The sequence below is a fragment of the Rhodococcus sp. PAMC28707 genome (genome assembly GCF_004795915.1).
Classification (GTDB): Bacteria; Actinomycetota; Actinomycetes; order Mycobacteriales; family Mycobacteriaceae; genus Rhodococcoides.
The window spans coordinates 3,596,659-3,618,834 of record NZ_CP039253.1; the positions used below are offsets into that span (position 1 = coordinate 3,596,659).

Sequence of the window (22,176 nt, forward strand, 5' to 3'; positions counted from 1 at the left end):
GACCTAGTGTTCCTTTCCTGAGCTCTGAACAGCGGGAACGATAACAAGCAGTGGACGAACAAGCTGCTGAGTGGGGGCAAGGGTCTCAGCGAGACGCTGCTCCTCCGCGATCCGACGGGAGAGCGAATCAACTTTCTTGCGTTCTCCGCCGAACAATTCGAGCTGTTCGGCGCCTTTGTACCATCGGTCTGCGCGCTGACCCCAACGGTCCAGCCGCTCGGTCGCAGCGGACTCCTGCGCATCGAGGACCATCTGCATTGCTGATTTCGCCTCGTCTACGGCAATCGGCACAAGTGCGCGATACTGCGCGGCCGCGTGTATTTGCCCGGGATTGGCGGAACCTGGCTTCAGTCCTGTGGTGGATGTGAGGAAGTCGAGTTCCGCGCGGGTCTCCACTACACAGAACGATGGGTTGTTCGGGTTCGGGAACTCGGCTGTCGAGAACACGCGCGAAATTAGCTGTCCTCGACGGTTCATCAACGTGCCCATCAGCAACACCGTAGGGTAGTCGACGTCGCCGAGGATTGCGAAGATCTGGTTTCGGCCCAAAGCGCTCAACGCGCGATCACTCGCCCAATCCAGAACTGGATGCAACGGACCGAGATAGTGCGCCTCGGGCCACGTCGTCCCGGCCACGCCCTTGCCTTCTCGGGCGGCCGAGAGCTGTGCATTGCCTACTTCCAGCGACGTCGCAAGAGTCAGGCGTTCCAGAACTTTGCCGTGTTGGAGGTAGTTCTGCGGCAGTTGCCCGAGGCGCTGGCGCAGGTCAGGTGGTGGCGTCAGTTCCGCCACTGCATGATTCGCATGTATTTTCCAGCCGACTCCGCCGGCTTTAAGCGTGGCATGTGGAACGTCGTGGAAAGCAGCCCTGAGGGCCTCGTCGAGAAAGGTCATGTCATCGACGTAGAGGCTTTGCCGAGGGGCTTGCGGCAGTCCGGCTTTCGGCGCGTCCTTCGTGGTCTCGTCCAAGTCGAACTGGGCGAAAAATGCGTCCAGGTCGTCACCGGCGGTCAGATCATCGACGTCGCGAATGTGATCGTCGAGGGTTGACTTCCCGATCAGGACATCGCGGATGGCATTCTCCTCGTCGGTCACCGAATGCTTGCCCATCAGCGACGCGACGTCACCGAGGGTGCCGTGTGCCAGGTTCTCTCGCTCGAGAAGCCGTGACAGCACCCTGAGGTCGCCGGAGAAGTCCGGGTCCGACGGTTCGAGGATGAGTGACGAGATCACTGGAGGGTGCTTTTGCCCGTAGCGGTCGATACGGCCGTTACGCTGCTCGATTCGAATCAGCGACCACGGTATGTCGAAGTGGATCAGGTGATGGCACTGCGCATGAAGGTTCACTCCCTCGGACGCAACGTCCCCAGTCACCAGCACCCGGATCGGGGAAGTCTGCAGTTTGAAGCTGTCCACTATTTCTTGTTGTTCCACATCGGACAACCCGCCATGCAACATTGCCACGTTTTCGGCTTTGAGGCCCAGCGCCTTCGGCAAATGCTCCTTCAACCAGCGCAATGTCGCCACGCGTTCGGCGAACACCACAGCCCGCGTCGACGACCTTGCCCCCACGCCGATTTCTTTCAAACGCTCCACAAGGGCGGCCTGCTTGCCGGCGGATTCGCCCATGGCCTGTGCGTTCAGCTCGCCCAAGGTAGTCAGTGCGGTCAACTCGCGAGCCTGGGCCGGGACACCGGCATCGAGCTTGGCGCGACGCAGCTTGATCGACTCCGCAAGCGCCGCGGGGGAGGAGAGGAACGCCTTCGCCAGCGTCCATGGAAACAATGCCTTGGTCTCACCCGAGTATGGAGAGCCGCCGTCAGCGGGGTGCAACCACACTTGCGAGAGCTCCTGAGCAACAGCATCTTCCGCTATCGATGGGGCAACGAGCTTGTGTATCGGCTCTGCACGCTCGGCCCAGTCGCTACCGACCTCGGCCGCGACCTCGGGGTGGTGACGATGGCGGCGAATCAGTAGTGAGTCGACATCTTCTTTAGTGAAGGTGCCGTCCGGTGCAACCGCTGTCGGATCGAGTAAGCGAAGTAGCTCCGCGAAGGATTCTTCTTTGCCGTTGTGCGGCGTCGCAGAGGCGAGGATCAACGCCTCGGTGTTGGGGGCCAGGACACGGGCCAGCTCGTTGTTCTGGGTGCCGACGTTCGTCAAGTTGTGCGACTCGTCGATCACCACCGCGTCCCAGTGATGCCGCTGCAGGTGCGCTTTGTACCGGGGACTCTTCAGAGTATCGATCGAGATGATCGCCCGCTTGAAGTAAGTGAACGGGTTACGGGTAGCAGGCAGCTTCTGCCGCACCTTCTGGATGCCCGCCGAATCCAGACGAACAAATGGCAACGCGAACCGGCACCACAGCTCATGTTGCATCTGCTCGAGTACATGCTTTGGCGTCACGATCAAGATGCGCTCGCCGCGGCCTCGCCGGACAAGCTCCGACAGGATCATGCCGATCTCGAGGGTCTTGCCGAGACCCACAGCGTCCGCGATCAAGATTCGGGGCCGAATGTGCCGTGGATCGAGGGCCTTCGCAACCGCAGCGCGCTGATAGCCGAGCGAGTCGGCCAGCATCTGCGTCGAGACCGTCAAGGTCTGGTCGCCGTAAGGGAAAGGGGTCTTCCGCAACAGCGACTCCAGCCACAGCCGCGAATCACGGTAGCCCGACGACGCGTCGGCGATGACCTCGGCATCCCGCGGGTTCTGCACCTCGATTCGGTCGAGGCTCGAATAGAACGACGCGGTCGTGTCCTTCACCAACTCAGTGAGGCCACGGGCTTTGACCAACCAGCCGTCCGAACCCTGCTCGGCGGACGTGACAAGCCACTCCTCGTCACGTACCACCACGATCGATCCAGGGGCGACGTTCAATTCGGTGATCGGTGCAGAAATCGTGCGGCCCTCCGATTAATTGTGTGTGCTTTGAAACGTTATCGTCCGTTGAGGGCGATATGTGACGTAGGTCCTGCCTTTGCGCCTGTGGTCATTCAAGTGGGATGACCACAGAAAGCATCCCTCACCTTAATGTCCGAGGTCTGTGGCACAGTCAGGATTCGGACACCGAGAGGATTGACGTGGGATCGTTCCTGAAGGAACAGGCGGATGACGAGGAGTTCCGAATCCGTCAAGGCCTTAAGAAGGTAGATCTGTTCTTCGAGTTCAATCTCGACGAAGACGAGCTGCGACGATGCCAAGAGCTGTTCGGCCGCGTCGCTGTTCACGCCATACGGGTGGATGACTCCTCCAGGCTTATCAAGCGATACCCAGCTCTCACGCTCGCTACTCTCGTCGGACATGCAGGTCTGGCGTACGAACAGGGCCGGTATTGGGAGAGCTTTTGGGAGGAGCTCGGTCTCGAACGGGACCAGGATTTCGAGAACGCACTTCGGAAGGCTCTCGCTTCCCTTCTGGACAAATTTCGCCTTCGCGATTTTCCAGAATTTCGAGGTCGTAACTACGTCATGACGATGGCTATGCACGCCGGAATCCCGGTGCACTGCCTCGGAGATCTCGTTGAGACCATCGAGGGACACATCCGGCAGGGCCGCGACGCAACTGGCGCGGCGCTGGTCGAGTGGATGACTGCACCGGGTATGGCTTATCGTCTGAACCGCCTCGATGTACCGGTCCGCAACTTCCTCACGTACGGCGGTGAGATCGCCGTAGACGTACTCGACCGAATCATTGATTTTCTGGCGTACACGCTTGAGCACCCTGACTCTTGGAACGACCTCGAACTTGACACGTCGACTACCGGGTTGCCGAGCGTCCTCCTCAGTGGACTGATCGAGCACTTGCACGAACGGCCGTTTCTTGCGGCCGGAGATGGAGTTGCGACACCGCGCGGGATACGTCATCGGCGTATTCCCCTGGTCAGCTATTCGGTGCAGGATGACGAGATTCTCATCGGCGTCCCATACCCCGACATGGGCGCCGACGAGCCGTGGAAGCTCACCGTCGGTGGAAGTACCCGTGACGTGTATGCAGAGAGCGGATGGGGCGTCGACGACGGTGAGCACCCCGCGACTCCCGCTGCCGTTACAACACCAGCCCGCGAGGTACTGCTCGTCCACGATGTTTCCGGCGCCAACCACAATGTTCCAGTCTTCGATTCTGCTGACCCGCTGTTGCTCTTCACAGTCGACGGCAGGTTACTGCGACGTTCCGCTACCTTGCCTCGGGGGCTCGTTCTTGCAATGCACCCTAGAGACGCGCAGGTCGTCGATGCTGTATCGAATGCTGTCGTACGCGAGGTCGACGACCCGAGGGTGCCGTCCGGATGGACCGGGTGGCGCGTCGAGACTGTCGATCTGACAGGGCACGACTCAATTCTGTTGCGGCGCAGCGGCCGTCCGGACGGTCCAGTGCGAGGCATTCGGTCGCTGGGTTCACCGAGTTTTGTGCCATCGGATCCTATTCCCGGTCTGTTCACCCCGAATGGCTTGCGTGTATACGCCGAACGACCGTGTGTGGACTTGCCGGCGTACGTCGGGGACGAGCCTGTTTTGTGGCAGGTGCGCGCGCACAGGTCCGGCGATAGGCGGTTGCTGGTCGACTGTGAGTGGGAGTCCGGTACGGAGGAGACGACACTCGACCCATTCGACGGTGTAGAGCAGGGCCTTCTAGGCCTTTTCGAAATCGAAGTAGGTAATGGGCACGGTTCGAATCAACAGTTCACAATATTGCTAGCCGAAGGCATTGGAGTCGATCACGGAAATGCCTTCCGTCTTCCGGTTAGCGGCGGTCTCGCCAGCAGCGTGACCGAGTTGACGTCCGAGCACGGGCTCATCGTCGATACGACCAGGCTCGCGTTTGATATTTCCGATCGGGAGCGTGAAATTCGCGTGCGCTCAGGCGATCGTGCTCAGAAGCTGGTAGTGCGCCCGCCGTACGCTGAGACGCGCATCGACAAGGTGGGTACACCCACACAGTGGCGCACCTCGCCCCGCGCGGTGAGCCCGCGGGACCTCGAGGAACACGCGATCGTCGCGGTTCGGGTTCCCGGGGCAGTCCGCGCCACAATTTCTCTGCTCGACGAACGCGAGCAACCGGTACAGCAAGAAGAACCGGAAAGCCCTTCGAATAACGTCTTCCAAGTCTCTAGTCGGCGGTTCGTAGACACCGCGCGTCGAGTGGGTGTGTGCAGTCTGGTCGCCTTCGTCGTCGATGAAACCGGCGAGAATCGGCGAATCACCATCGCCGATGTGAGACCCGCACGATTGTGCGAGCGGGTTCGGCTCGAGAGCACAGAATTGGTCTTCGAGCAAATAGCGGAACTCGACGACCCGGGCGTATGGGTGTGGGCGGCAACCGCGCCATGGCAGCCGGTTTCGAGGCTCAACATAAAAGGTGGAAAGGCCGCTCTGCCGGAGGGACTCCAAAACTCTGGAGACCTACTTGTCACGGTATTCGCAGACGATCCCTTTGCCGTTATTACCCGACCTAACCGCCCCGACCTTGATGCGCTTCGAGTGACGCAAGCCGGCTGGATGCGGGATACCGATCCCGGTCTCGACGGTTTGGCACGATTCTTGTCGGGTGCCGGGGAACCGCCACTTATGAAAAGAGCGACTGACGGGGGTTGGGCAGCGCTCGCGACACTGCCATGGAACGCCTCCGATTCCACCTCGCAGCGGATTCGCAGCGGCCTATTCCGGATTCTTGGTCGCCATCCACGGGCCGCGTTGGAGGCGCTAGGTAGCAGCACGATTCCCCAGAACGAGATGATGGCGTTGCTCATTCGCACGCAACTTGTCGACCGCCCATTCTCGTCGAGCGAGACCCTCAACGACTTACACCCGAACGCGTGGGTCGGCTGCATGATCGAAATCTCTGACCTGCCGTCCTTGCGAGATCGTGGTCGTGCGGTTGCGGGCGAGAAGGCCGAAACCTTGGCCTACCTCGAGACACAGGGTGGGCAAGAGCTCATGGATTTGCTACGCGCCGGGAAGATGACCGACCCGCGATCCGGAGTCTTCGATCCGAATGTCCTTACGGTGCATGGAATGACGCCAGAACAGGTCGAGGAGCTGTTCGAGTACTTTCGGCTTGTGCCCGGCGCATTGCTCGACGTCGACACCCGCACCAGCGCCACCGTGGATGCATTTCATCGACGAGCTGATTGGATGCTCGAAGACGCATGTCGAGATCTGCCTGGTCACGTCAGCCGTGTTCTACGTGCGTTGAAGAAGGCGTCCCCGGCCTTGTACGACATTGTTGTGGCGCGCAACGAGGTTTTGCACGGTGTCGACACCGCCGCCCACCCGTGGATGCTGCTGTCGATGCAGTCTCTCGCGCTTGCCGGCGTCGCGCGCCTGGAAGCGCTAGGTGAGTTCGAGTACTCGCCGATGACCGCGGAGATTCGGGACGCGTGGGCTGTGATGGCCGAGTACTTCCCGGCGATGGTCGCCGGAGACCTGTTGGTTGCGGAGGCGCTTGCTGCGCATCTCGCTTACGGAGATCTGATCGGAGAAACAGCATGACAGATCGGCTCGACCCACTCGCTGCCGGTGCCGCAATCGAAGCGGGATACAAGCGGTATCTCAAAACGCTTCTTGCACCACGTGATCCAGCGCTAGCAGCAGCATTCGACACTGCGATCGACGAGTCGACACTGCTGACCAAAGGCCCACTTCTGGAGTTGACGCCGCCGTACGCGCCCGGCGTCTCACTTGCGGATCTTGTTGCAGACGGCACCTTGCATCGCGACTTCCCACAGCTGGCAAGTGATGCCCTCCCGATGGATCGGCCCCTCTATAAGCATCAGGAGGCCGCGATTCGAAAGGTGGTTGCTGGTCGTAACCTCGTCGTCAGCACTGGAACCGGATCCGGCAAGACAGAGAGCTTCCTGTTGCCAATCCTCAACTCCCTGATGCAGGAACGGGCCAACGGCACGCTTGGTCCGGGGGTGCGCGCGCTATTGCTGTATCCGATGAATGCACTCGCCAATGATCAGCTCAAGCGCCTACGCGGACTGCTCACCGGCATGCCCGATATTACCTTCGGCCGCTATACCGGTGAAACACTGCAAAGCACAAGAGATGCCGAATCGGGGTTCCGATCCTCGAACCCAGGCCAGGAACCGCTGCCGAACGAAATGCTCAGCCGCGACCAGATGCGCATCGCGCCCCCGCATATCTTGCTAACCAACTACGCGATGCTCGAGTACCTGCTCTTACGGCCGGCCGACCTCGAACTCTTCGACGGTGAACACTCGGGCACATGGAAATTCATTGCCCTCGACGAGGCACACGTGTACGACGGTGCACAGGGTGCAGAGGTTGCGTTGTTACTTCGGCGGCTGCGTGAGCGGGTCGGCCGAGCGCGACCGCTGCAGTGCATCGCAACTTCTGCATCACTCACTGGCCGGACGCCCGAGACCCAGGGCATCGAAGCGACGACATTCGCCCACAACCTATTCGATGTTCCGTTCGAGTTCATCGATGGCGAATCCAGCCGTCAGGACCTTGTCACCCCAACCCGGCTGAAGCGCCGGGACACACCCGACTGGACGATCGACGACCAACTCCTTCTTGGCCTCGTTGACCCCGACGCCCCATTGGACGCAGTTGCTGCACATCACTCGAATGGTGATCCTGCTACCGCATTGCACGCTGAACATCGCACAGCTGATCTCCAGTCGATACTCGCGCGTGGGCCTGTTGCCGTGCGCGAGCTGGAAAGTCGCATGTGGCCGGGTGATCCCAATGCCATTCGGAAATTGGAGGCGCTGGTTGCACTCGGCTCGCGCGTGCACGACAGAAGCGGTAACCCCGTGTTGTCCGCTCGATATCACCTGTTCGTCCGCGCGACGGAGGGTGCGTTCGTGGTGTTCACCGATGACGGGCCCTCTGTAGTTTTGGGTCGTCACGAGGTCGACCCGGATACTGGTCGCGCGGTGTTCGAGTTCGGAACCTGCCAGCGATGCGGTGCAGTCCACCTGGCAGGAGACCGCGAAACCGTCAAAGGGCGTGAGTATTTTCGTCCGGTGAAGCGTGAAGACCGCGTCCGGTGGCTTGTATTGACAGACACCACAGGTGACGGACTCATCGACGAAGACGAAGCCACCCTTTCGGAGGATGGTGCCGAGGAGACTGAAACCAGTATTCGGCGTTTGTGCGCTGGGTGCGGTGCACTCGGCACCGGTGCGTGCATCGATACGAAATGCCCGGGTGGACCGTCGCTTGGTGTGCGTGAACACACGAGAACATCGGCGGTCATGAGCAAATGCACCGAATGTGGTGCCCGGTCGCGTCAGGTGATCCGTCGGCTCCGTACCGACACGAACGCGGCTCCGGCAGTAATCACCACGGCGCTCTACCAACACATTCCAGCGGCGGTCGACAAGACCGTTAAGGAGGTCGGCGAAGGGCGCAAGCTCCTGATGTTCTCGGACTCCCGCCAAGCGGCTGCATTCGCTGCGCCGTACCTCGAAAAAACTTACGGCCGTATGCTCGAACGCCGTTACTTGACCATGGTGCTTACCGATCCGAGATACCGCGACGACGAGTTGTCAGCGGAGGACCTTGCGGACTACGCCTCCAAAAAGGCGCGCGACGCTTATCATTTCGAGGAATCAGTCACCCGTCGGACAATCGAACGCACAGTCAACCCGTGGGTGATGGCCGAGTTGATGGCACTGGACACGCGCCAGTCGCTGGAAGGCCTCGGATTGATGGGTGTGCGAATGTTTCGTTCTCGCCGCACGGAGCTGCCTCCAGCTTTCGAGAAGCTCGGAATGAACCCAAAAGAAGCATGGGGCTTTCTAAGCGAACTGCTCAAAGCCGTTCGCTTGCAGGGCGCAATGACCCTTCTCGACAGCGTCGACATCAAGCAAGAAATATTTGAACCCCGGAACACCCAGATCTACGTCCGGTCGATGAATTCCGATGCAACCAAACGAATCATTAGTTGGTTGCCGGCCGGTCGACCCGGAACAACGAACAACCGAATTTTGCTGGCTCGCAAGGTCCTCGCCGCGCTGGATACGACAATGCCTGTCGAGAAGTTCCTAGGAGGCTGCTGGAGATTTCTGCTTGATGAGGGCTACATCCGCCTGGTTCCGCACAAGACTGCAGGGGATGTCTACCAGGTAGACCACGAGAAGCTCCGTATCGTCGCCGGAGATGACTGCGAGTGGCATCAGTGCTCGGCGTGTCGGCGTCTCACCATCAACAATGTCCGGGGCGTCTGCCCGTTCGGCGGATGTGACGGAACTTTGCGGAAGTTCGTGGTGCCGGCACCGGAAGACGACACGAACCATTACCGGAACATGTACCGAACGCTGCGTCCGGCGCCACTGTCTGCAATGGAACACACCGCGCAGTGGGAATCCAAGAAAGCAGCCGCAATTCAGAAGGACTTCATCGATGGAAAGGTGAACGTGCTCTCGTGCTCGACGACGTTCGAACTTGGTGTCGACGTAGGTGACCTGCAAGCAGTGGTATTGCGTAACATGCCGCCGAGGACGGCGAACTACGTGCAGCGCGCCGGCCGCGCGGGTCGTCGTGCCGCCTCGGCGGCACTCGTTCTGACCTACGCTAAGCGCAGTTCCCACGATCTCTCGAAATATCAGAACCCGGAGTCGATGATCGCCGGTGAGATGCGGATCCCGTGGATTCCCATCGAGAACGAGAGGATCGCTAGGCGCCACGCACATTCGATCGCCCTGGCGGCGTACTTCCGACACCGCTATGAGAACGATGACGTGACCTGGAAGTACGCGGGTGAGTTCTTTTCGCCGAGCAGTGACGGCCAGGATTCCCCGGGAGCACAAGTACGGATGTTCCTGACCCCGGTTCCAGACCGCGTGAAATCTGCAATTGAGGAAGTCATCCCGCCGTCGATCGCGTCAGTGGTCGGGATCGAAGACGACAGCTGGGTGGATCGGTTGTGTGAACGCTTGTCGTTTGCCGAGCAAGAAATGCGTAACGACATCGACACGTACCAGGAACTCATCGACCAGGCGATTGGGTCGAAGAATCTTGGACTCGGTGCCCGCCTTCAGCGAACGTTGAAAACCATCGAGAGCCGTCAGCTTCTTGGGTACCTGGCGAACAAGAATATTTTGCCGAAGTACGGGTTTCCCGTTGACACGGTCGAATTGCGTACCACCCACTGCGAGGGTGATGTGGGTGCGTCGCTCCAGCTCTCTCGTGATCTAAGCCAAGCGATCTACGACTACGCTCCGGGCAACCAGGTGGTCGCAGGCGGTAAACTCTGGACTTCGCGCGGCCTGCAGAAACTTCCAAAACGCGAACTCGTCGAACTCAAGTACCGCACATGCGCGGCATGTCAGCAGTTTCAGTGCGGCAACGAACTTGACGTTGAGGAGGTGTGTCCGAGCTGCCAACAGCAATTCGGAAAGATTCGGCGATTCGTTGTACCCGAGTTCGGCTTCGTTGCCGATCGCAGGGTCGAGGATGTAAAACCCGAACCACCGCAGCGACGTTGGGGGGGGAGTAGCTACGTCGAGAATCTCGGCGACATCAGTGATCCGTTCCCCTGGCATTCCACGGGAGGAGTCGAGGTGCTGGCCCGGGCAGGCACACGTGCTCAGATGGTGGTCATTTCCGATGGTGGCGGAGTCGGTTTCCAACTCTGTGGCTGGTGCGGCTGGGCAGCTCCGATGGACAAGAAGTCGAGCAAGAGCGTCCATAAGCACCCAGTCACAGACAAATCGTGCGAGGGCACTACTCGCATAGTCTCGTTGGCTCACCGCTACGAGACGGACGTCGCAGAATTCTCGTTCGGATCAATTGCTTACGACAACGACTCGGTCGGTCGTTGGTTGTCCGTCCTGTACGCGCTTCTCGAGGGTGCCTCAGAAGCGCTGGAAATCAGCCGTGACGATATCGATGGAACACTGTCGTGGACACCAGATGGCCGCAGGAGTTTTGTCTTGTTCGATACGGTTCCCGCCGGCGCCGGCGCCACGAAGAAGATTGCAGAGAATCTTGAAAAGGTCATCCTGTTCGCGGTCGATCGCGTCACCAGATGCGACTGTGGTGAGGAGACGTCGTGCTACGGCTGCCTGCGGTCATTCCGCAACGAGCGTTACCACGATCAGTTGTCGCGGAAGGGTGCGCTTTCGATCTTCGCCGAACTCAAGGTTGAGGCGACGCCAGAGGTTGTCGACGGCCCCTGGGGGGAGACCCTCCCGTGTACCTCGCAGTCTGTCATCGAGCTACTGTTGGAGCTATCTCTTCGCGGCGTCGTGAAACCGGAGCTCGGAATCGACCTTGGAGAACACTATTGGCCGGTCGAGGCCCTGTGGAATGACCCCAAGGTTGTGCTGGTCGAAGGTAGCGACGACGACCGAGACAGCGGTTTGGCAGTCGAAGGTTTTACCGTCGTCGGGGTCGAGAACACCACGGCCGACGAGTTGGTGCCGCTGCTGATTACGGCCTGAACTTATGCACGTCAACTTCTTTGGCTGCCGATGAACCGGGACATCGGCAGCTCAGGGTCGCTGTGGTCTCCGCGTTAGCGTTTCGGGAAAGGCTTCGTTGATGACGTCGATGAGTTTCTTCGCCATCTCGAGGCTGAGTTGGATCGATTGGCTGCTTTTCGGAGCAGACCTTCTGTGGTCGGACCCAAAGGTGGTCAGATGAAGAAGCCGGGAGCCATCGCCATCATCGACGACCGCGAAGTGGCAGTCAACCTCCGTCGTGTGTGCCTGAATCCGCTGTTTTCCGGGTTCAATTGATCTGATACGGGCCATGGATTGTGAATTTCCTTTCATCTCTTTGTGACATGGGATGGAGAATTTGACCCTATCCTCCTTGTAGCCCGCCCGACGTGATGCTGTGAAAAGACGATCTGCTCATGATGATTCGGGTAGCAACGGACTGTGCGAGGGCACCGATTGTGTTCGGCCCTCGATCGCCCTTCTCAGCGAGCTCGTCGAGCAGTTGCTGTCTTTGGTCGTCGGACAGTGAGGCCAGGTAGTCACGGGCAATCGTTCCCACCTGATCGCGCAGAGTCCTGACTGGAGTACGTGTTTCCAGACCGCCCAACCGGGCGAGGATCGACTCTCGCGCTAACTGAATCCTGGAGTGGTGCGAAATCCTCGGCGAGAGTGGCTTTACCGCGGTTCCACGTTCAGCCGGTCGGACTGCGTCGCTGGGTGGCTCCTTCGGCGGTCTGCGTCCGATCGGTTTTGCTGCCGAAGCAGTAATTCCCAATTCTTGCGCGTTGTCAAGCAACCGTCGTTGCAACGTCGCTTTACGCTCGACCTTCGTTGCTTTATAACACCTGCGACACATCTCGATTCCCCAGTCGGACCGTTTCCGACACCGGGGGCATATACGCCGCTCGGAGGCATCCATTATGAACCAGCTCGATATATCTCAGCAATCTTGATCAATAGTCCTCGGCTGACTCCCAGATCTATGACTACCTCCAATCGCTCGTGCGTCGGACCCGTCAGGCGCGATATGAGGTTGACCCCGGATGGTGGACACCGAGATAGCGGGATCTATGGTTCCGCTGGAAGGATGTTCTCATGTCGTCCCGCAAACGCAGGTCGTTCACGACCGAAAGCAAAGTCGAGGCCGCACGTCGGGTGATCGATTCGGGCCGCACCATCGCCGAAGTCGCCCGCGAGCTAGGTATCAATTTTGAGCATCGGTTTTGTGGGCTCATGCGTGAAGCAGTTCGGTAGTCGCTGATCGCAGCCGTCACAGCCCGCCGCCGCATGGCGCGATGAAACACTTTGCAGCTTGGTGAAGATAACCAAGTACGCACATGTCGAGTCGACCTAGGAGCCCACAAATTACCAATCCTGACGTCACCTACGGAGTTCAAGCCGATCAGCTCGTCTTCGTCGAGCAGTCTCTTGCCGAAGAGCTCGTCTTGCTTCGCACCGGGGTCGCAACCTGGGGAGAGGCAAAGGCAAAACTGAACTCAACCCGTTGGCAGCAAATTACCGAGAAGCTGGCCGACGTCGAAATTTCTGTGCCGGACGATGATCAGTTGTTCGCACTGGACGACATTCCCGGGCACTTGGACGGAGACTGGCCCGAATGGCCGGCTCAGTTGATGCTGACGCTAGTACCTAATTCGATCGTCGAAAAATACGGCAAAAAAGTCGACAGCGTCTTGAACGGACAGTTTCTCGAATTCGACGCAGCCGACGAAAAGAAGATCGTTGCCGAGATGAACGCCGCAGGGTTCACCTGCATCAAGGATGACAGCCTCGTGGCGGCCGCGAGCGGGTTCTGAGTCGCGTTTCAGGTGAGGAATCAACAATGAGTCGCGACCTTTACTTGCGACTTTCCGGAGCGGTGTCTAGGGCGAAAGCCGAGGCACCGCTGGCGCAGGTCACGATAATCGTCCCCACCCGCGGCGCGATACGTGACGTCATCCAACACCTCGCACGACACGGCGGCGTCGCCAACGTCCGGGTTCTTACTGTGGATCTTGCTGTCGCCAAGCTCGCAGCACCTGCCCTGTCACCCAGACTGGCGCTACCGTTTCCGCTGCTGGATGCCTCCGTGCAGAAGGTACTCATCGACGACCCGGGTGTGTTCGCAGGTGTTTCAGACCAACCCATTACCGCCGAGGCGTTGGCTGCAGCGTCGCGCACCTTGGGCTCGGTAGCGAACCCCGAGGCTCCGGATGCCACACCGCTCGTCCGTGACATGCTCCGCGTGCACGCAGCCTCCGCTGGTGCCCACTCCAGCACGCACTACTTGTCCCACGAGGCCTACGCGGCCGCAGCGCAACGCATCAGCGAGCTCGGAGCGGTCATCGTCTTCTTACCCAACGCAGCCGACGTCGGAGCGGCCGAATTCCTGCGCACGCTATCCGAATACGGCGAAGTCATACAGCCGACCGACGAACCGCTCGGCACCATGGTCCTCCACGCGTCTGACGCCGACGACGAAATCCGATCGGTCGCCAGACTCGTACGAAAGCACATAGCCGGCGGAACACCGGGCCATCGCATCGGCGTGTACTACGCCAATGCCGACCCGTACCTGCGTCTGATCCACGAGCACTTCGGCGGCATCCGAATCGAGTTCGCCGGCGAGCAATGCCACACACTCAAGCACCGACCAGTTGCGCGGTCTTTGAAACGACTGCTCAGCATCGACACCGACACGCTGCCCCGACGTGAGCTGCTGTCGATCCTGTCCGAACGTGCCGTCCGTTGGTTGGACGACGCAGGAACACCCTTGTCGTTGCGGCGCGCGGAACGCCTGACGCGGTCCAGCATCAAGATCGTCGGCGGCCTCGACTGGGAACGGCTCGCCGCCATCGAGCCGGATCACCACTACGCGGAAGTTGCAGGATCGCTGTACGCACTGGTGACTGCCCTACGTGTCGACCTCACCGCGATCGCCGAATCCGACTCGTGGTTTGCAGCATCCGACAACCTGATCGCACTGCTCGAGCGCTACTTCACTGCAACATCGACTCGTGCAGACGATCCTTCGTCCGCAGACATCAACGCACTGACCACCATCTGCCGCGAAATCGGTGTCATGGATGGCATCGCACCGCCGCCGACTGCATCTGGAATCGTCAATGCGATCTCGGTACGAATCGATGCGTTGCCGGAGGCCGTCGGAACCACGTCGTCGGCCGTCACCGTCGGCCCGCTTTCCGCCGGGGCGGGACGAGACTTCGACGTCTGCGTCGTCGTCGGTGCGGCCGAAGGCATACTCCCGGCCACGCGACGCGAAGATCCGCTGCTGCCGAGCGAATTGGTGGGTCGCACGCTCGCAGACGAGATCCAGCACCAGAAGGCGCAATTCCTGGCCACGTTGGCGTCAGGGCAGCAGCACCGCATCGTGTCCTTCCCGCGCGGGAGTATGCGCGGGGGAGCGGAGAAGGTGCCGTCGCGTTGGCTCATGCCCACACTCGATGCGTTGTCCGGAAGCAAGATCGGCGTCGTCGACTGGCAGAAGCAGACTGCAGACGTCGAGGCCATCGTCACGGTCGAATCGTTCGACGTCTCGACGCAGACTGTAGATCGTCGCATCGGCGACAGTGCCGCGTCGGAAACTGAATGGCGACTTCGTGCATTGGCCGAGGTTTCAGCATGTGATCGGCGGGGCGCACTCGAAGACCCAATTGTCGCTGCAGGAATGGAACTTCGCAGCGACAGGCTGCACGGCGAATTCACTCGCTTCAACGGCAACATCTCTCACATCGAGAACGCTGTGAAGTTCTTCGATGCTCCGGTGTCGACGAGCAGGCTCGAAGAGTGGGTGGACAGTCCTTACCGCTTCTTCATCAAGACGATTCTTGGTGTCGATACGCTCGATGACCCCGACGACGCTGCGCAGCTCGATCCGCTGACCCGTGGCGATCTGATTCACCTTTCCCTAGAACGCTATGTGCAGGCAACGATCGACGGTCTCGACGCCACACTCGATCGGCTGATCGAGATTTCCGAAGAAGTGCTTGCCGACGCCCGCGTCGACGCGCCAGGATGGCTGCCGCAACTGTGGGAGAAGGACAGCAGCATCATTCGTCGCGAACTCGTCGAGTGGTTCGAACTCGACCGGGCCGATCGTGCCGACGGGTGGACACCGGTGCACGTCGAGCGGGATTTCGGTGTCGAGCCTGACGTGGTTTTGCTCGATGTGATGGGCGAGCAAGTTGCGTTCGCAGGCAAGATCGACCGCATCGATCGGCACACCGATGGACGAATTCGAGTTACCGACTACAAGTCCGGCCAGGCGACGTCGTACAAAAAGCTCTCGGAATCCGAACCGACCGACGGCGGCACCAAGTTCCAGCTCCCCGTGTACGGACTACTGGCCCTGACGATGGGGAACAACGTCACGACGCGATATTGGTTCGTCAACCACAAGGCGAACTACGAGACGATCGGATACCAACTGACCGATGCCGCGGTCGACGTTTTGAAAGCCGATATCTTCCGAGTACACAGGATGATTCGAGCCGGGTACTTCCCGCCGCGCCCACCTGCCAGTCATTGGGCGAATCCGCTGGTCGATCTTCTCGGCAAATCCGGTCTCGAACGGGCGTGGTCGAGCCTGCGGGACGTGCCGGAGCTGGCCGACTACCGCGCGAAGTACGGAGACTGAGATGTCCAGTGAGAACACCCTTCTGGTCGACCACGGCGATCGAGCGCGAATCGAAAACGATACATCCGCAACGCTGTTCGTCGAAGCCGGCGCGGGAAGTGGAAAGACGCATTCGCTCGTCCAGCGCATCTGTCACCTCGTTCTCGAGGACGGAATCGCACTCGATCGCATCGCGGCCATCACGTTCACCGAGAAGGCCGCAGCCGAGCTCCGTGAGCGAGTCCGAACGCATCTTGCGGCCTTCGACGGTGATGCGGCTGCGAAGGCGATGGAACAGATCGACACCGCCGCGATTGGAACGCTGCACTCCTTCGCAGCACGCATCGTAAGCGAACATCCGTTAGAGGCGGGTGTGCCGCCGCGCGTCGCCGTCGTCGACGCGATGGGCTCGCAGTTGTCGTTCGAACGTCGTTGGCGGCGCATGCGAGCTGCTCTCTTCGCCGACGAGCTCGCCGCCCCCAATGGACTCACCGACGCGATGCGCGTCGTCTTGGGCGCGGGAGCGTCGCTCGATCAGGTACGAACTCTTGCCGACGCGCTCGACCGAAGCTGGGACCGGTTGATCCTGGCCGACGTTGCCCCGGCGATGGCGGTCGCGGATATCGATGCCCTCCTGCATCTTGCCGACGAAGTTGTCGATTCTGGCGCGGACTGCACCGATGCGTCCGACAAGCTGGCCAGGCGGCTGTCTTTGATCTCCGAGTGGCGAGTGTCCATGGCAGACGCCAAGTCCTCCACCGCCTGGATCGCGCTCGCGGCGGAGTGTCCGGCGAAGGGCAGTGGCGGCAAGGGGCCAAATTGGGTCGGCGGCGCTTCACGGGTGAAAGAAATCAAGAGTTCGATTGACGACCTGAACGCAGCTGCCAGTACCGAGAGGACACGCTATGTCGCGTCGGCGTTGGCGATCGTCGTACATCATCTATCTCGCGTGATTGTCGACGAGGCTGCCGAACGTCGTCGACGAGGTGAGCTCGAGTTTCATGATCTTCTCGTCTACGCCCGAAACGTGTTGCTTGATGACGACGTCCGTCGGCTCGTGCACGACTCCTACCAGCGGATCATGCTCGACGAGTTCCAGGACACCGATCCTCTGCAGCTCGAGATCGCACGGTTGATCGTCGACGGTCCGGACGAGTCGGGCCGGTTGTTCACGGTGGGGGACCCGAAGCAGTCGATCTATCGATTCCGTCGCGCCGATATTGCTTCATACATGGCTGCGCGCGACGGGACGGAATCCAGTGATGTCGTTCGACTCACGACGAACTTTCGATCCACGAAACCTGTTCTGGACTGGGTGAACTCGGTCTTCGGCACTCTCGTCGTCGCCAATGGATACGTTCAGCCTGACTACACGCCGCTCGATCCGTCACCTGGTCGCCCGGAGTGGACAGCTGAATCGAACTGGGGTCCACAGCCGTTCGTGTTCGAGGACACCGGCGAGGCGGTTGATGACGAGCACTTGTACACGCCGTCAGAACTGCTGCGCGCCCGCGAATCGCGCGACGTGGCGCGCATTATCGCGACCGCCCTCGACAAGGGTTGGCAGAAGGAGCACGGGGGATTCGGCGAGTACACGCACCAGCCCGTCACCCTCAGCGATATTTGCATCCTGATCCCGTCGCGTGCAGTTCTACCGGCTCTCGAGCGATCTCTCGACGAAGCCGGAATCGAGTTTCGTTCCGAGGCTTCATCGTTGGTCTACTCCACGCAGGAGGTGCACGACCTCCTGGTCACGTGTCGTGCCTTGGCAGACACCGCGAACGAGGCAGCGGTTGTTGCTGCACTCCGGACACCTCTGGTCGGTTGTGGGGACGACGACCTGCTGCGGTGGAAAGCTGCGGGAGGTCGGTGGGACTTTTTTTCTGACGCACCCACGAGCCTGGAAGATTCACCGGTCGCAGCTGGGCGTTCGTATTTGAAATCTATCTGGTTCGAGCTGGGTCTGCTGAGCCCTGGGTCGTTGCTGAGTCGATTGGCCGTCGACCGGCGCGTGTTCGAGGTGTCGATGGATTCACCGCGACATCGGGACGTGTGGCGTCGACTGCGGTTCGTCATCGATCAGGCGCATGCCTGGTACGGCGAGGATGGCGGTGATCTGCGGGACTACCTCGATTGGGCGCAGACACAGCAAGACGAGAACGCGCGTGTCACCGAAGCAGTATTGCCGGAGGTCGGGGTGAACGCGGTACGGATCATGACGATGCATGCGGCCAAGGGGCTGCAGTTTCCGATGGTCATCCTGGCAGGAATGAGCGGTGGATTCCGGGCGACGTCCGACCCAGCGGTGTGGGGTGACGACGGGGCATTGCATCTCTACGTCGGTGCGGGAGTGCAGTCCATCGACTACAAGACTGTGTCGGCGAATGAAAAGGCGCATACGGAGGCAGAACGCGTTCGTCTCCTATACGTGGCGTGCACGCGGGCGGAGAGTTTCCTTGCTGTGTCGGGTTACGTCGGTGCTAAAGGAAGTTGGGGAAAGACTCTTGCGGGAGGCACCGCGGGTATACCCAACGTGGTTCCGGATCTGATCGAGCCCGTGCGGGTCGAAGATGGGGCACAGTCGAGTTCGGCTGTATTGCAGAGCTGGGACGAGTGGAAGTCCGAGACCGCACGGGTGGCGGAGGTCTCTGCGATACCGTCGACGGTGACCGCGACGCAGATCGCGCATCCAGTGTTGCCTCTCCATGAGGCAGTTCTGGAAGAGTACCGGTCAGCGGGACTCGTGTTGCCGACGAACTCGATCGAGTTGGTTGCTCCCTCGATCGGGTCGGTCGAAAGCGGAACGGCCCTGGGGACTGCGTTGCACGCACTGTTGGAAACGGTGCCGCTCGATACGGCCCTGGATTCTGCGTTCGACGACAAGGCTCGGAGCGCAGGCAACCTAGCGGGGTTGATCGACTTGGATCGGTTTGTGCTCCTTGCGAAGTCGGTGTTCCGGTCCGAGCCCGTCATGCGGGCCGCTGCCCGCGAGCATTGGCAGGAAATGCAGCTGGCAGGCATGTCGCCGCGGGAAACCATCGTGGTCGAGGGTATTGCGGACCTGGTGTACCGCGAAGATGACGGGTCACTGGTGATCGTCGACTACAAGACCGATGTCGGGGTGACGGCCGAGACGTTGGAGGCCTATTGGACCCAGCTGTCGGTGTATGCGGATCTGCTCACCCGGGCGACGGGTGAGCAGGTTAGTCGGGTGGAGTTGGTGTTTGCGAGAACGCCGTCGGCTGAGACGCTGGAGCGGGACCGATAGTCCCAAACTCCGATGTATCACAACGGGTTTGTGAGATCAGATCGTCGCAGAACCGCGAGCCTGGAAACTCAACGTACCTCTTTGTCAGGCGACCACCGCCGGGCGCGACAGCCACACCGGCGCGCGATCTCCCGTCCACCGGGTATGACACGACCCTCACCCCGAATGCCGATCCCGTTTGCTCGCTGGGTGTCCGGAGGATCGCTTCGAGCTCGCGTCTGTCTCCGGTGATCAACACCGGAGAGCCAAGACGCATTCGCAATTTTTCAACGTCGACTGTCAACGTCAGCCCAGACACGCGACGCTAGCAGCGTTCGTCGTGGCCAGAAAATTTACGACGGCACGAGGCCGCCTGTGTCGGCGACTCGCCTCGTTGAGATCGAAGAGGATGCGCCTCGAACGGGGGTCGAGCGTCAGCTGGCAGCGATCGAGCACCCACTCGGCGTGTGTCAGCGGTCCGATGCGCACGGTGTGCGCGATGCTGGGAATGCCAGAGACCGTGCAGTGTTCGTTGAATTTGGCAGCCGAGTAGTCACCTTCGCGCACGAACTTCCGTTTGGAGATCCGACACTGAGTCCAGCCCCCAGTCTGCACAAATCTCGAAACTTCTTCGTCGAGGGCGATCGGCGCGCTCGGCTCGAACTCGGCGCGAAACATCTCGAACTGCTTCAGTGCAGTCGGGTTCAGATCGAAGCGAGGTGAGCTCAGAACTCTGTCGAGGAAGACCTGGTCGAACAGTTCGTCGACGGCCTGCCGACTCCGTGATGTTGCCATGGTTGCGAACCCTAGTAAGCCGGTATGCACAGTTACGATCAAGAGCAGGTGGAGAACATGGCAGACAACCGGGCTCCGCTCAACCGGGCCGAGCGCAACGGTGGATTCCTTCATTCCTGTGGTGGACAATGACCGACTCTGAGATTATTGGTCGGAAATCGGCGTGGAGGAGTTGAAATGGGACGAGTTCTGCTTCATACGGGTAATCCGAAGGCCGGTGCGCCCCGGACGACCAGGGCGTCGCAGACCCGTACAGTCGACCCGCGCACTCGATCTGCCCCCTGCACTTTTTGCGGACAGAAGGCTACATCGCGATCGGCGGCACGTCGATGTAAGCGTTGCCATGGACTGGAGCTGGTCATTCAAGGAGCGAAGGGTTACATGGCTTCCAATAAGCTTCGACCGCTTGACAACTCGATTTTGGGTACATCGAAAGCGGAATCGAAGCACCGGAAAGCGGCGGCCTCGGCGAAGAAGACCCTAAAAGATCTGACGGTTGCGAGATCGACTCCCAAGACTTTACGGAAGTCGAAAACCCCGAAAAACAGTCCCACAGCTAAGGTCGAACGTGTTGCTCAGCTTCAGCGTGCCCTCGACAGTCTTGACACAAGAATTTCGGCATTGGTTTCAGCCTCGAATGTCGGTGATGACGAAGTGCGAATTGCGACCTTGCGGAGGCGTCGCGATCGATACTATTCGCAGATTGCCGGGATACTTCCACAGCAGTGAGGTGCTTGGCGGGCGCCTCGCCGGGTGTATGCCGAGTTCGGGGACCTGCCAGAGCGACATCTTCGCAATCTATCGTGACCGCCCGTCGCCAAGGGAAGTGTCTCACTGACCAATCCGGGGGCGAGTCCCGCGCCCGGATGACTTGGAGTTCACCCACCCAATCGACCCAAAAGACATCTAAGCACCATGGATCGAAACCGTACACATAGTCCTGCGTTGGGGACCGAAACAAACAATTTCGATCGCATTAGGTCGGTACCAAGAACGAAGAAAGATCGACGTTGGTAGCTGGTTCAGCTGCTAGGTCGCTCGGCACCATCCAAGTACTCCAACCACTTGGCAAACTGTCGAGTTCCGTTGACAGCCGTTTGATCGAGCGGGTCCGGATTGAAATGCATGATGTCGTTCCGTAGCCGCCGCATATCATCCAGAGCCTGAATAAAAGTTTTCCGATCGACCAGGGAGCTCAGCGATTGCCAGTTTGATTCGGGCTCGAACAATCTCATCATCTCGCCGATGGCCAAGCTGGAAGCATTCGCAACCTTCTTTCGGCGATCCGGCGAATCGTGGACTGCATCTCGAATGATCTCGATCGAGAACCACTTGTCTACCAGCCGCCGCAACCGTCTCTCGGTCTCACCGATCAGCAAGAACGGGCCGGCCAGCAGTTCGAACTGCTGGCTCAGATCTGAGGTCGTGACGATTCCGGTTACCCGTTTCGTGTTGTCCTCCACGAACACGTATCCGGACTCGATGATGCGAGGTATGGACGCGAGGAGATCGGCTGTCAAAGCGACGGTCGCAGCCGGTGCAAGCACACTACTCACGGTGTCGACATCGCCGTCCAGACGACCTTTCGCGATCGATTCCCAGCTAATGACGCCGACCAGCGAGCGTTCACCTTTCATCACAGGTAGCTGTGAGAAATCATGACGATGCATGAGTGACCTTGCCTTGATTACGCTTTCATCGGGCCGTACTCGCGTGACCCCAGCGGTCGCGGATTGCAAACTCGACACGGTCAGCGACACATCCTCGGTGTCTATCGAGGTTGTCCGAGGTTCCCAATCATCGGTACTGGGCTCGCCAGAAGCAGCACGAGTGATCAGTTTGATTTCCGTGTCGATCCAGCTCACCTCGAACGACGGTGACGTCTGCAACCCGTACGCAGCAAGATCCGATGAAATGGATCGCACCGTGTCTGGATCGCGTCGCTTCGCGCCCCATCGGGCGAGCAAGTCCCTGATGGTCAGCGTCATCGCGTTGTCGGCAGATCTGCTCGCGGCGTCGGTAAGGAACTCGTCCAAGGTCATGCGGTACTAAGCCTTTCGTTCGAATTGTGCACTACGGATGTCG

The 22,176-nt window shown here is 60.0% G+C and carries 9 protein-coding genes; 5 read left to right on the forward strand and 4 right to left on the reverse strand.

The genetic code is table 11. The features are described from left to right. Nucleotides 1-3: 3 nt before the first annotated feature. Complete coding sequence (locus E5720_RS16485; protein ID WP_348769858.1) at nt 4-2,886, reverse strand: helicase-related protein; 2,883 nt, start codon at nt 2,884-2,886, stop codon at nt 4-6. Between the two features lie 107 nt (nt 2,887-2,993). Then, complete coding sequence (locus E5720_RS22105; protein ID WP_247596004.1) at nt 2,994-3,719, reverse strand: hypothetical protein; 726 nt, start codon at nt 3,717-3,719, stop codon at nt 2,994-2,996. A 45-nt stretch (nt 3,720-3,764) separates the two neighbouring features. Between E5720_RS22105 and E5720_RS16490 the strand changes: the two genes are divergently transcribed. The 5 genes from E5720_RS16490 (at nt 3,765) to E5720_RS16515 (ending at nt 19,317) form a co-directional block, all read left to right on the forward strand. Beyond that, on the forward strand, nt 3,765-6,488 hold the full coding sequence (locus E5720_RS16490; RefSeq protein ID WP_247596005.1) for a hypothetical protein: 2,724 nt from the start codon (nt 3,765-3,767) through the stop codon (nt 6,486-6,488). Continuing rightward, nucleotides 6,485-11,416 (forward strand): DEAD/DEAH box helicase, encoded by a 4,932-nt coding sequence (locus E5720_RS16495; protein WP_136171538.1) that lies wholly within the window; start codon nt 6,485-6,487, stop codon nt 11,414-11,416. The genes E5720_RS16490 and E5720_RS16495 overlap by 4 nt, the downstream gene beginning before the upstream one ends. Nucleotides 11,417-12,753: 1,337 nt before the next feature. Continuing rightward, complete coding sequence (locus tag E5720_RS16505) at nt 12,754-13,230, forward strand: hypothetical protein (protein WP_136171540.1); 477 nt, start codon at nt 12,754-12,756, stop codon at nt 13,228-13,230. A 26-nt stretch (nt 13,231-13,256) separates the two neighbouring features. Then, a complete protein-coding gene (locus E5720_RS16510; RefSeq protein ID WP_136171541.1) occupies nt 13,257-16,070 on the forward strand; it encodes a PD-(D/E)XK nuclease family protein in 2,814 nt (937 codons plus the stop codon). 1 nt (nt 16,071) lies between these two features. Beyond that, a complete protein-coding gene (locus E5720_RS16515) occupies nt 16,072-19,317 on the forward strand; it encodes a UvrD-helicase domain-containing protein (protein ID WP_136171542.1) in 3,246 nt (1,081 codons plus the stop codon). A gap of 285 nt (nt 19,318-19,602) precedes the next feature. Here E5720_RS16515 and E5720_RS16520 read toward each other — a convergent pair whose 3' ends face one another. After that, nucleotides 19,603-20,091, reverse strand: a complete 489-nt coding sequence (locus E5720_RS16520) for a hypothetical protein (protein ID WP_136171543.1) — start codon at nt 20,089-20,091, stop codon at nt 19,603-19,605. A gap of 1,022 nt (nt 20,092-21,113) precedes the next feature. Further along, nucleotides 21,114-22,133: a CBS domain-containing protein gene (locus tag E5720_RS16525; protein WP_136171544.1), complete on the reverse strand. Its 1,020-nt coding sequence runs from the start codon at nt 22,131-22,133 to the stop codon at nt 21,114-21,116. Nucleotides 22,134-22,176: the final 43 nt, after the last annotated feature.

Excerpts from the sequence above, each read along its gene's own strand:
- E5720_RS16510 (WP_136171541.1), top strand. The coding sequence starts at position 13,257 with ATGAGTCGCGACCTTTACTTGCGACTTTCCGGAGCGGTGTCTAGGGCG.
- E5720_RS16525 (WP_136171544.1), bottom strand. The coding sequence starts at position 22,133 with ATGACCTTGGACGAGTTCCTTACCGACGCCGCGAGCAGATCTGCCGAC.
- E5720_RS16515 (WP_136171542.1), top strand. The coding sequence starts at position 16,072 with ATGTCCAGTGAGAACACCCTTCTGGTCGACCACGGCGATCGAGCGCGA.
- E5720_RS16505 (WP_136171540.1), top strand. The coding sequence starts at position 12,754 with ATGTCGAGTCGACCTAGGAGCCCACAAATTACCAATCCTGACGTCACC.
- E5720_RS16495 (WP_136171538.1), top strand. The coding sequence starts at position 6,485 with ATGACAGATCGGCTCGACCCACTCGCTGCCGGTGCCGCAATCGAAGCG.
- E5720_RS16520 (WP_136171543.1), bottom strand. The coding sequence starts at position 20,091 with ATGGCAACATCACGGAGTCGGCAGGCCGTCGACGAACTGTTCGACCAG.